At 70.3% G+C, this 11340-nt stretch carries 8 protein-coding genes and 1 pseudogene; 4 read left to right on the top strand and 5 right to left on the bottom strand.

Annotated elements, in window-relative coordinates; translation table 11 throughout:
- Window positions 1-25: 25 nt before the first annotated feature.
- From dapF to argH, 4 genes and pseudogenes are all read right to left on the bottom strand, one after another.
- On the bottom strand, window positions 26-859 hold the full coding sequence (gene dapF, locus ACGTNF_RS12585) for a diaminopimelate epimerase (RefSeq protein WP_394601994.1): 834 nt from the start codon (window positions 857-859) through the stop codon (window positions 26-28).
- Entirely contained in the window at window positions 859-2139 is a 1281-nt protein-coding gene (gene lysA / locus ACGTNF_RS12580) for a diaminopimelate decarboxylase (protein WP_152479928.1), read from the bottom strand. Before lysA ends, dapF begins: the two co-directional genes overlap by 1 nt.
- A gap of 86 nt (window positions 2140-2225) precedes the next feature.
- A pseudogene (gene lptM / locus ACGTNF_RS16290) lies at window positions 2226-2330 on the bottom strand (LPS translocon maturation chaperone LptM); the annotation flags it as partial.
- Window positions 2330-3766: an argininosuccinate lyase gene (gene argH / locus ACGTNF_RS12570; RefSeq protein WP_394601993.1), complete on the bottom strand. Its 1437-nt coding sequence runs from the start codon at window positions 3764-3766 to the stop codon at window positions 2330-2332. The pseudogene lptM and the gene argH, both read right to left, overlap by 1 nt.
- A gap of 300 nt (window positions 3767-4066) precedes the next feature.
- On the opposite strand from argH, the gene hemC reads away from it, so the two are divergent.
- Genes hemC through ACGTNF_RS12550 form a run of 4 tightly spaced genes read left to right on the top strand, consistent with a single transcriptional unit; the run spans window position 4067 to window position 8573 of the window.
- Window positions 4067-4999 carry a hydroxymethylbilane synthase gene (gene hemC / locus ACGTNF_RS12565; protein WP_394601992.1) on the top strand — a complete coding sequence of 311 codons (933 nt, stop codon included), beginning with the start codon at window positions 4067-4069 and terminating at the stop codon, window positions 4997-4999.
- The gene (locus ACGTNF_RS12560; protein ID WP_394601991.1) at window positions 4999-5787 is read left to right on the top strand and encodes a uroporphyrinogen-III synthase; all 789 of its coding nucleotides are present in this window, start codon (window positions 4999-5001) and stop codon (window positions 5785-5787) included. The genes hemC and ACGTNF_RS12560 overlap by 1 nt, the downstream gene beginning before the upstream one ends.
- Window positions 5788-5793: 6 nt before the next feature.
- Window positions 5794-7320, top strand: coding sequence for a uroporphyrinogen-III C-methyltransferase (locus ACGTNF_RS12555; protein ID WP_394601990.1), 1527 nt, complete (start codon window positions 5794-5796; stop codon window positions 7318-7320).
- On the top strand, window positions 7317-8573 hold the full coding sequence (locus ACGTNF_RS12550) for a heme biosynthesis HemY N-terminal domain-containing protein (RefSeq protein ID WP_016855861.1): 1257 nt from the start codon (window positions 7317-7319) through the stop codon (window positions 8571-8573). The genes ACGTNF_RS12555 and ACGTNF_RS12550 overlap by 4 nt, the downstream gene beginning before the upstream one ends.
- A gap of 170 nt (window positions 8574-8743) precedes the next feature.
- On the opposite strand, the gene ybiO is transcribed toward ACGTNF_RS12550, so the two are convergent.
- A complete protein-coding gene (ybiO, locus tag ACGTNF_RS12545; protein WP_394601989.1) occupies window positions 8744-11071 on the bottom strand; it encodes a mechanosensitive channel protein in 2328 nt (775 codons plus the stop codon).
- Window positions 11072-11340: the final 269 nt, after the last annotated feature.

Below are 11340 nucleotides of genomic sequence, written 5' to 3'. Positions count from 1 at the left end.
GTTGGGCGCGCGGTGTTGTCGGTCTTTATGCCAGGGGTACGCGTCCCTCGAAGACCCGCGTGGCGGGTCCGGTCATGGTCAGGTGGGTTTCGCCGCCGGGCCAGGCGATCTCCAGGTCGCCGCCGGGCAGGTGCACGGTGACCGGGCTCTCGAGCCAGCCCAGGCGGATGCCGGTGGCCACCGCGGCGCAGGCGCCGGTGCCGCAGGCCAGGGTCTCGCCGCTGCCGCGCTCGAAGACGCGCAGGCGGATTTCATGCGGCGACACGACCTGCATGAAGCCGGCGTTGACCCGCTTCGGGAAGCGCGGGTGATGCTCGATCAGCGGGCCCAGGCGCGCCACCGGGGCGGTGTCGACGTCGTCCACCCGCAGCACCGCGTGAGGATTGCCCATCGACACCACGCCGACCTCGAGGGTCTCGCCCTCGACGGTGAGCGCGTGCCGCGGGCGGTCCTCGTCGGCCTCGAAGGGCAGCGTCTCGGGGGCGAAGCGCGGGGTGTTCATGTCGACGCGCACCCGCTCGTCCTCCTCGACCACCAGGGTCAGGGGGCCGCCGGCGGTCTCGACGCGGATCTCGTGCTTGTGGGTCAGGCGCTGGTCACGCACGAAGCGGGCGAAGCAGCGGGCACCGTTGCCGCAGTTCTCGACCTCGCTGCCGTCGGCGTTGTAGATCCGGTAGCGGAAGTCCATGTCGGGGTCGCGCGGCGGCTCGACCACCAGCAGCTGGTCGAAGCCGATGCCGAAGCGGCGGTCGGCCAGCTCGCGGATCTGCTCGTCGCGCAGCCGCGCCCGCTGGCTGATCAGGTCGACCACCATGAAGTCGTTGCCCAGCCCGTGCATCTTGGTGAACTGCAGCAGCATCAAGGCGTCTCCGCGCTGTCGTCCGGCAGCACCGCCTCGCCGGCCCACAGGTCCTCGAGCCGCTCGCGGCGGCGCACCAGGTGGGCACGATCGCCGTCGACCATCACCTCGGCCGGGCGCGGGCGGCTGTTGTAGTTGGAGGCCATGACGAAGCCGTAGGCGCCGGCGGAGCGCACCGCCAGCAGGTCGCCCGGGGCGATGGCGAGCTCGCGGTCCTTGCCGAGGAAGTCGCCGGTCTCGCACACCGGGCCGACCACGTCGTAGGTGTCGCTGGCGCGTTCGGCGCCGGTGTCGACCGCCAGGATCGCCTGCCAGGCCTGGTAGAGCGAGGGCCGGATCAGGTCGTTCATGGCCGCGTCGACGATGGCGAAGTTCTTGGTCTCGCCGGGCTTGAGGAACTCGACGCGGGTCAGCAGCACGCCGGCGTTGGCGGCGATCGAGCGGCCCGGCTCGAACAGCAGCGTCAAACGCTCGCTGCCCGGCCAGCACGACAGCCGCTCGAGCAGCGCGGTGGCGTAGTCGAACGGCTGCGGCGGACGCTCGTCCTGATAGGTCACGCCGAGGCCGCCGCCGAGGTCGAGGTGCTCGATCTCGATGCCGTCCTCGCGCAGCTTCTCGAGCAGCACCAGCAGCCGGTCGAGGGCGTCGAGGAAGGGCGTGGTGTCGGTCAGCTGGGAGCCGATGTGGCAGTCCAGCCCGGTGACGCGGACGTGCTCCATGGCCGCGGCCCGACGGTAGACCTCATGGGCCTCGTCGACCGGGATGCCGAACTTGTTGTCCTTGAGCCCGGTGGAAATGTAGGGGTGGGTGCCGGCGTCGACGTCGGGATTGACCCGCAGCGAGACCGCGGCGACCTTGCCCATGCCCCGGGCCACGGCGTCGAGGCGCTCGAGCTCGGCCCGGGACTCGACGTTGAAGCACTTGATGCCCACCGAGAGCGCGCGCTCGAGCTCGTTCTCCTCCTTGGCCACGCCGGAGAACACGATCCTGGCCGGATCGCCGCCGGCCACCAGCACCCGCTCCAGCTCGCCCACCGAGACGATGTCGAAGCCGGCACCGAGCCGCGCCAGCAGGTTGAGCACCGCCAGGTTGGAGTTGGCCTTCACCGCGTAGCAGATCAGGTGCGGGTGGCTGCCCAGCGCCTCGGTGTAGGCGCGGAAGTGGCGCGCCAGGGTGGCCTTGGAGTAGACGTAGCAGGGGGTGCCGAACTCCTCGGCCAGCCGCGGCAGGGCCACGTCTTCCGCGTGAAGCACGCCGTCGCGATATTCGAAATGGTCCATCAGTCTTCCTCGGCGCTGCGTGTGTCGTCGGCGTTGGCGTCGTTGTCCTGGGTGTCGTCGCTCTGCTGGGCATCGCGGGGGCCGTAGCGCTCCGCCGCGGCCTCGTCGCCGGGCAGGTAGAGCGGGCCCTTCTGGCCGCAGCCGGCCAGCAGGGCGAGCGTCAGCAGGGCGAGGGGGGCGAGGCGGCGCATCAGCCCTCGCCTCCCTGGGTGCGATCGGCGCTCAGCGCGGCCAGGGCCTCGCGGGCGCGCTGGGCGGCGGCGCGCACCTGGTCCGGGGCGGTGCCGCCGATGTGGTTGCGGGCGGCCACCGAGCCCTCGAGGGTCAGCACCTCGAACACGTCCTGCTCGATCACGTCGGAGAACTGGCGCAGCTCCTCGAGGCTCATGTCGGAGAGGTCCTTGCCCTCGCGCAGCCCATAGGCCACGGACTGGCCGACGATCTCGTGGGCGTCGCGGAAGGCCACGCCGCGGCACACCAGGTAGTCCGCCAGGTCGGTGGCGGTGGAGAAGCCCTTGCGCGCGGCCTCGCGCATGCTGTCGGCCTTGGCCTCGATGGCCGGCACCATGTCGGCGAACGCCTTGAGGCAGTCCTGCACGGTGGTCAGGGCGTCGAACAGCGGCTCCTTGTCCTCCTGGTTGTCCTTGTTGTAGGCCAGCGGCTGGGACTTCATCAGCGTCAGCATGCCCATCAGGTGGCCGTAGACGCGGCCGGTCTTGCCGCGCACCAGCTCCGGCACGTCCGGGTTCTTCTTCTGCGGCATGATCGAGGAGCCGGTGCAGAAGCGGTCGGGCAGGTCGATGAAGTCGAACTGGGCGCTGGTCCACAGCACCAGCTCCTCGCTCATGCGCGACAGGTGCATCAGCAGGGTGCTGGCGAAGGCGGTGAACTCGATGGCGAAGTCGCGATCGCTGACGGCGTCGAGGCTGTTCTCGGCGGGGCGGTCGAAGCCCAGCAGCTCGGCGGTCACGTGGCGGTCGATCGGGTAGGTGGTGCCGGCCAGGGCGGCGGCGCCGAGCGGCAGCACGTTGACCCGCTTGCGGCAGTCGAGCAGGCGCTCGTGGTCGCGGGCGAGCATCTCCTGCCAGGCCAGCAGGTGGTGGCCGAAGGTCACCGGCTGGGCGGTCTGCAGGTGCGTGAAGCCGGGCATGATGGTGTCGGCCTCGCGGTCGGCCAGCGCGATCAGGCCCTGGCGCAGGCGGGCCAGCTCGGCGCCCACGGTGTCGATCTCGTCGCGCAGGAACAGGCGGATGTCGGTGGCGACCTGGTCGTTGCGCGAGCGGCCGGTGTGCAGCTTCTTGCCGGTGATGCCGATCTTGTCGGTGAGCCGCGCCTCGATGTTCATGTGTACATCCTCGAGGTCCACCGACCACTCGAAGGTGCCGGCCTCGATCTCCGCCTGGACCTCGTCGAGGCCTGCCAGGATGGCGTCGCGTTCGTCCTCGGTGAGCACCCCGACCCGTGCCAGCATGGTGGCGTGGGCGCGGGACCCCTGGATATCGTGGTGGGCCAGGCGCTGGTCGAAGTCGACCGAGGCGGTGAAGCGGGCGACGAAGGCGTCGGTGGGCTCGCTGAAGCGGCCGCCCCAGGACTGGTTGGTGCTATCGTTCGTCGGGGTCTGGCTCATCGGGCTGACATCCTGCATGACGGTGAGAGGAGGCGGCGAGCGGCGGGCCGTGCCGGCTTGACATGGCGGAAAGTGTACCAGAGTCCGCGGGTCAGGCGAGGGGGCGGGACGCTTCCGCGGCCGCCGCCCCGGCGCCCCGTTCATGCCTCGCGGCGACGGATTCGGAGGGCGTCCTGGCAGGGCGGCGATTTTCCTGGCCTGCCGGGTCCTTTATGATGAAGCTATATCAGAGATCACCGGGCGCCCGCGTGAACAGGCGCCGGCGCTATGAACCGGGACGGAGAGAAGCCTGTGCAAGCCATGACAACGTTGCGTATCGCCACCCGCAAGAGCCAGCTGGCCCTGTGGCAGGCCGAGCACGTCCGTGACCGCCTGATGGCGACGCACCCCGAGCTCAAGGTGGAGCTGGTGCCGATGTCCACCCGCGGCGACAAGATCCTCGACACGCCGCTGGCCAAGGTCGGCGGCAAGGGGCTGTTCGTCAAGGAGCTGGAGGAGGCGATGCTCGACGGCCGCGCCGACATCGCGGTGCACTCGATGAAGGACGTGCCGATGCATTTCCCCGAGAGCCTGGGGCTGTCGGTGATCCTCGAGGGCGCCGATCCCACCGACGCCTTCGTCTCCAATCACTATGCCTCCCTGGACGAGCTGCCCGAGGGCGCGCGCATCGGTACCTCCAGCCTGCGCCGCGGCCTGCAGATGCGCGAGGCGCGCCCCGACCTCGAGGTGCTGAGCCTGCGCGGCAACGTCCAGACCCGCCTCGGCAAGCTCGACGACGGCGAGTTCGACGCCATCCTGCTGGCCACCTCCGGGCTCAAGCGCCTGGGGCTGGGCGATCGCATCACCATGGAGCTGCCGCCGGAGGTCTGCCTGCCGGCCTGCGGCCAGGGGGCGCTGGGCATCGAGTGCCGCATGCACGATGCCGAGCTGATCTCGCTGCTGGCGCCGCTCGACGATCCGGCCACGGCCACGCGGGTGCGCGCCGAGCGCGCCATGAACACGCGCCTCGAGGGCGGCTGCCAGGTGCCGATCGGCGGCCACGCCGTGTTCGAGGACGACGGCCAGACCCTGTGGCTGCGCGCCCTGGTCGGCAATCCCGAGGGTACCGAGGTGCTGCGCGCCGAGGGCCGCGGCTCGATCCACGAGCCCGAGGCGCTGGGCATCCGCGTCGCCGAGGAGCTGCTGGACCTGGGCGCCGGCGATATCCTCGCCGAGGTCTACGGCGGCGGCTGATGGCGACAGCGCCGGTCCTGATCTGCCGTCCTGGGCCCCGGGCCGCGGCGCTGGCCGAGGCCATCGCCGCGCACGGCTTCGCCGTCGAGCGCGGCGAGGCCATGGCCCTCGAGGCCCTGCCGGAGACCCAGGCGCAGCGAAACGCCTGGCTGGACTTCGATCAGTTCCGGCGGGTGGTGGTGGTCAGCCCCTTCGCCGCCGAATGCCTGGTTGAGGCACTGGACCGCTACTGGCCGCAGCTGCCGGTGGGCCTCGACTACTATGCCGTGGGTGCGGCCACCGCCGAGGTGCTGCACCGCGAGCTGGGCGTGCGGGTGCACCTGGCGCCGGCCGGCAACGGCGACACCAGCGAGGCGCTGCTCGGCCTGGGGTCGCTCAAGCGCCTCGACGAGCAGAAGGTGCTGCTGGCGGCGGGCGAGGGCGGCCGGGCGCTGCTGGGCGAGACGCTCGCCGCGCGCGGGGCCGAGCTGACCCGGCTGGCGCTCTATCGCCGCCGCCTGCTCGACCCCGACGCGGCCTTCGCGCGGCGGCTCGCCACGGGCGACTATCGCGCCCTGGTGGTGACCAGCGGAGAAATTCTCGAACATCTGGCAAGATGGTGCTCGCGCGCCGCTTTGCACCAACCGCTAATCGTGTCCAGTACCCGGTTGGCTACACTGGCCGGCACGCTGGGGTTTCGTCGCCCCGCGGTGGCGGCGGGAGCCACGCCCGCCGCGCTGGCGAAGGCCGTGGCCGAGGGAGACCCGGAGAGGGCCGATGTCGATCATGACGATCTCGAAAAGGGCTAGCGACAGATGAGTAAGCAATACAACGATCAGGACGAACAACAGACGCCCTCCGGCGCCGGGAATGGCGCCGACTCGTCGCCCCAGGTCGAGGCCGAGGCGACCCCGAGCGGCGGCACTTCATCGCGCCGGTCCCGGCGTCGCGGCAAGGGCGGCGGCGCGGCCAAGGGCGGCGAGTCGAGCGGCGACAAGGCCTCTCCCCAGCCGTCGTCCGCCAAGGACGGCGAGTCGAGCGGCGGCAAGGCCTCTTCCCAGTCGTCGTCCGCCAAGGGCAGCGAGTCGAGCGGCGACAAGGCCTCTTCCCAACCGTCGTCCGCCAAGGCCGACGCTTCTGCCGGTAGCAAGGCCGATGCCGCCGCGCCGGCCAAGGGCGCCGCCTCCGGCGGCAAGAGCGGCGCCGCGGCCGCCTCTGGCAGTGCGGCGACATCGCGCGGGGCGAGCCAGCCGGCGTCGGGCAAGTCCGGCGGCAGCGGCGGTACCACCGCTGCCGGCGGCAATGACGGTTCCGGCAAGGGCGGCCGCAAGGCCGGCGCCGTGGCGCTGGGGCTGGTGATCCTGCTCGGCGCCGGCGGCGCCTACTTCGGCTGGCAGGTCTGGCAGCGGCTCGACGCCCAGCAGCAGAACCTGGCCGCGCTGCCCGAGCAGCCCGCGACCCAGGGCGAGCTGGACGACCTGGCCTCGCGGCTGGAGAGCGGCCAGAGCGAGCGCGAATCCGCCATCAGCGACCTGCGCAGCGAGTTCTCCGACTACCGCGGCAGCGTCGACGACGCCCTCGACCGGGTGCTCGAGGACCTGGCGAGCGAGCAGCAGACCGACGAGCGCGACTGGCTCCATGCCGAGGCCGCCTACCTGCTGCGCCTGGCCAACCAGCGCCTGCAGCTCGAGCGCGACGTCGAGGGTGCCATGGCGCTGCTGCGCACCGCCGACGCCCGACTGCGCGAGGCGGACAACCCGGCGCTGCTGCCGATCCGCCGCGATATCGCCTCCGAGCTGGCCGAGCTGGAAGCCGTGCCCCGGGTCGACCGCACCGGCCTCTACCTGGCGCTCAACGCCCAGCAGGAGCAGATCGCCGGCCTGCCGCTGGCCCAGGACATCGAGGAGATCGCCGCCAACTCCACCATCGAGGAGGCGCCCAGCGGCGGCTGGCAGCAGCAGCTCTCGCGCTTCGGCGAGGAGCTCCAGGAGCTGGTCACCGTGCGCAAGCATGACGAGGCCCTGGAGGCGCTGATCACGCCGGAGCAGGAGTCCTACCTGCGCCAGAGCGTGCGGCTGATCCTCGAGCAGGCCCAGCTGGCGCTGCTCAAGGAGGAGCAGGAACTCTTCGATGCCAGCCTCGACAAGGCGCTGACCCTGATCGACGGCTACTACGACACCGACGACGAGGGCGTGCAGTCGGTGATGAACCGGCTCGAGGAGCTCCAGGGCCGCACCATCCGCCCCGAGCTGCCCGACATCAGCGCGTCCCAGCAGGCGCTGGCCGAGTTCATCGATCGTCGCTTTGAGGCCGGCGGCAACGGCCAGGGAGGCGCATCATGAGAAAGCTGATCCTGCTCATCGTCGTCGGGCTCGCGGTCGGGGCCCTGTTCGGTCAGCTGATGATGTCGGTGCCCGGCTATTGGCTGGTGCGCGTCGGCGACACTTCCTACCAGACCTCCTTCTGGTTCGGCCTGGTGCTGCTGCTGGCCGCCTTCATCGTGCTGCACTTCGCGCTGCGCCTGCTGATGCGGCTGTCGCGGCCGGTGTCGCGCTTCAAGGTGTGGAACAGCCGCTCGCGCAACCGCACCGCCATGAAGCGCACCGTGCGCGGCCTGGTGGCGCTGGCCGAGGGCCGCTGGAAGCGCGCCGAGAAGTCGCTGGTCAAGGCCGCCGACGACTCCAGCACGCCGCTGGTCAACTACCTCTCCGCGGCGCTGGCGGCCCACTACCAGGGTCGCTACGAGCAGGCCGATACCCTGCTCAAGCGCGCGCACCTCAGCACCGAGGGCGCCGACACCGCGGTGGGCATGATGCAGGCCCAGCTGATGCTGGATCGCCAGCAGTACGAGGAGGCCCTGGCCATCCTCACCCGCCTGGATCGCCATCTGCCCAATCACCCGCAGGTGCTCAAGCAGCTCAAGCAGGCCTACATCAGCCTCAGCGACTGGGACGGCCTGCGCCGCCTGATGCCGCGGCTGGGGGCTCAGCAGCTGATCTCCCCGGAGGAGCGCGAGCAGCTCGAGCGGCAGGCCTATCGCGAGCTGATCGGCCGCGAGGCGCGTCAGCCGGGCGACATCGAGCGCGTCCGCAACCTGTGGGCCGACATGCCCGAGCCGCTGCGCAACAACGTCGAGCTGATCGTGCTCTACGCCGAGGCGCTGGTGCGGGGCAACGAGCAGGGCATCGCCGAGCGGCTGCTGCGCCACTCGCTCAAGGAGCAGTGGGACAGCCGCCTGGTGCTGCGCTACGGCCTGCTCGAGGTCGACGCCGCCCGCCAGCTGGTGGTGGCCGAGAAGTGGCTGCAGGAGCGTCCCAACGACCCGGACCTGCTGCTGTCCCTGGGTCGCCTGTCGCTGCGCAACGCCTACTGGGGCAAGGCCCAGGAGTACTTCGAGGCCAGTCAGCGTCAGCGCCCGAGCGGCGTGGTCTGCGCCGAGCTGGCGCGGCTCTATGCCAACCTGGGCGAGCACAACAAGAGCCAGCTCTACTACCGCCAGAGCGTCGAGATGCTCGACAAGTCGCTGCCCTCGCTGCCTCAGCCCACCGAGCCCGAGGACACCCTGTCCCGCGGCAACGCCCGTCGGGCGTCCTGAACAGGCCGCCCGCCGGCCGATGCCGGTGGGGCAGGCAACAGGAGAGCAGGAAACAGAAACAAGAGAAGGGGCTGCCGATCGGCAGCCCCTTCTTCATGGTGCGTTCTCCCCCATGGAGGAGGGCGTGAAAGGATCCGGGCGGCGTTCGTGGACGCCGCCCGGGAGCGAACTCAGTCCACGTCGTCCTGGTTGTGCACCTCGCGGCGGGCCGAGGTGTCGGCCGGGTTGAAACGATCGTCGACATGGTTGCCGTCCTGCCGCGGCTGGCCGGCCGGGCTGCCGTCGATCGAGAAGTTCTGCTGCATGACGCGCAGGTTGGCCGGCGGCGCACCGCCCTCCTTGTCGGCCCCGAAGTAGAGCGTGGTGTGGGGGAAGGGGATCTCGATGCCGGCGGCGTCGAAGTGCAGCTTGACCAGCCGGTTGTAGGCGCGGCCCACGGCCCACTGATCGCCCGGCGTGGTCATCAGGCGCACGCGGATGTTCACCGAGCTGTCGGCCAGCGCGATCACCCCGGCCACTTCCAGCGGCTCGAGCAGGCAGGGCTTGATCTCCTCGTCGTTGGAGAGGTCGTCGAAGGCATCGCGCAGCGCCTGGATCGCCTCGTCGATGCTCTCGCGGTAGGCGATGCCGTACTCGCCGACGTGGTAGGCGAAGTCGCGCATGTAGTTGGAGACGGTGTCGACGCTGGAGAAGGGCACCACGTGATAGGTGCCCGAGAGGTCACGGATGCCCACCGAGCGGATGCTCAGCTTCTCGGCCACCCCGGTGATGCCGCCCACCGTGATCACGTCGCCGGTGTTCATGGCGTTCTCGATCTGGATGAAGACGCCGGTGATGATGTCCTGCACCAGCTTCTGGGCGCCGAAACCGATGGCCAGGCCCAGCACCCCGGCGCCGGCGATCAGCGGGCCGATGTTGATGCCGATCTCGGACAGCACGATCATCGCCGTCAGCGTGACCAGGGCGATGGCCAGGGCGTTGCGGAACAGCGCCAGCAGCGTCTGGGCGCGGGCCGAGGGCACGCCCCCGGTCTCGGGGTTCAGCTTGTGCTCGATCAGGCTGGCCAGCCCCAGCCAGGCGGCGGCGGCCACGATCAGGATCATGAACACGCTGAGCAGCTTGCCGAGCAGGTCGCGGCCCGCCTCGGAGGCGTACCAAGCGGCGAGATCGAAGGCGCCCCAGGCGTTCAGCACCAGCATCACCACGGCGATCAGGATCCCCGCGCGTATCACCCGCAGCGCGGTAGGCACGTAGCTGTTGAGGCGCGCCTCGAGCAGCGGCAGCTTGCGGCGCAGCTCGTCGCTGAGCCGGATGCGGCGGCCGATGGTCTGGGTCAGGAAGGAGGAGATCAGCATGCCCGCCAGCACGGTCACCAGCGTCTTGAGCGTCGCCAGCATGACGAAGGGCAGGGCGGTCTCCGGCTTGGTCAGGGTCAGCACCAGCACCACGGTGAAGTAGGCCAGGGCGAACAGGTGCCAGGTACGGGCGAACAGCTGCAGCGAGACCCGGCTGGCGGTCATGGTGGTCTGCCCGGCCTTGTGGTTCAGCGCCCGGCGCAGATTGTGGCGATTGCGCATCACCACGGCCACGGCGTAGACGTAGGCGCCGAGCATGATCAGGGTGCCCACGGCGCTGCCCAGCGAGGGCGACAGGTAGGCGTTGACCAGCGGCACCACCACCATCAGCCCGTAGCCGGCCAGGCCGATCAGCCGGGCGATCCAGCGGTTCCAGTAGCGGGCGCTGTCGGCCCCGATGGGCAGCAGGCGCAGTCCCTCGTAGTGCGAGGCGAACAGCATCCGCACCGCGGCCTTGAGCAGCTCGATGACCAGGAAGGCGTTGAGGAACAGCGAGGCGCGGGTCGAGAGCTCGCCGCTCTCGCCCACCGCGAAGGTGGCCACCAGATTGCCGCCGACATAGGCCAGCGCCACCACCAGGGCATCGATCAGCGCCGCGATCCCGACGCACAGCAGCAGGCGCAGCATGGGCTGGAGGCCCTGGCCGTTCAGCGAATACTGGCTGAGGCGGGTGAAGAGCGGGCGGACCAGGCGGCGAATGGCGACGAACAGCACGAGGGTCGCCAGGATCACCATGCCCAGGTTCAGGGCGGCGCTGGTGAAGGCGCTCATGTCGAAGCCGCCATCATCGGTCAGGCCGCCGCCGAACAGGCCGACCAGGGTGTCGGCGGCCTGGCCGAGCTGGCCGCCCAGCTCATCGACGACGTGGCTGGTGGCTTCGGCCAGCTGGCGCGGCAGCGAGGGCTCGCTGGCGACTTCCTGCGCCGCCTCGGTGGCGGCGTCGGTCGGGATCTGGGCCTCGTCGCGCAGCTGGTCGATCAGCTGCTGGCGGGTCTCGGGGTTCTCCAGCAGGCTGGCCAGGGTGGCGTTGGCCGCCTGCTGGCCGTCGGCGCCCTGCTGCGCCTGCAGCGGCCCCGAGGCCAGCAGCAGGCAGGCCAGCAGCCAGCTGCCGAAGAGGAATAGGGTTCGTCTGGGGAGCGTCACGCGATGGGCCTCCTTGTCGTGGCGTGGATGTGTAGCGAAAACGGGGGATCGTCCGCATCTTCCCAGTCTGCGTGGAAGGCGTCGAGCCCCGAAGGTCCTGCAATAGTGTACGAGAGTTGTACATCTGTCGAAGTCTATGTCATCTTTGATGCCAAGCATCCATGACGATGTTCCCTGCAAGGCAAGCATGTCTTTCCGCCACCCCTCCCCGGGGGTGGCGTTTTTTTGTCGGGTCCCCGCGGCTTCGCTAGCATGGTCGCGAACTCACG

It is taken from the genome of Halomonas sp. B23F22_10, assembly GCF_043496975.1.
Classification (GTDB): Bacteria; Pseudomonadota; Gammaproteobacteria; order Pseudomonadales; family Halomonadaceae; genus Halomonas; species Halomonas smyrnensis.
This window is presented reverse-complemented; position numbering and strand designations above follow the sequence as displayed.

What these genes read in the sequence shown, in the direction of transcription:
- ACGTNF_RS12555 (WP_394601990.1), top strand. Translation starts at nt 5,794, where the DNA reads ATGAGTAAGCAATACAACGATCAGGACGAACAACAGACGCCCTCCGGC.
- argH (WP_394601993.1), bottom strand. Translation starts at nt 3,766, where the DNA reads ATGAGCCAGACCCCGACGAACGATAGCACCAACCAGTCCTGGGGCGGC.
- lysA (WP_152479928.1), bottom strand. Translation starts at nt 2,139, where the DNA reads ATGGACCATTTCGAATATCGCGACGGCGTGCTTCACGCGGAAGACGTG.
- ACGTNF_RS12560 (WP_394601991.1), top strand. Translation starts at nt 4,999, where the DNA reads ATGGCGACAGCGCCGGTCCTGATCTGCCGTCCTGGGCCCCGGGCCGCG.
- hemC (WP_394601992.1), top strand. Translation starts at nt 4,067, where the DNA reads ATGACAACGTTGCGTATCGCCACCCGCAAGAGCCAGCTGGCCCTGTGG.
- dapF (WP_394601994.1), bottom strand. Translation starts at nt 859, where the DNA reads ATGCTGCTGCAGTTCACCAAGATGCACGGGCTGGGCAACGACTTCATG.
- ACGTNF_RS12550 (WP_016855861.1), top strand. Translation starts at nt 7,317, where the DNA reads ATGAGAAAGCTGATCCTGCTCATCGTCGTCGGGCTCGCGGTCGGGGCC.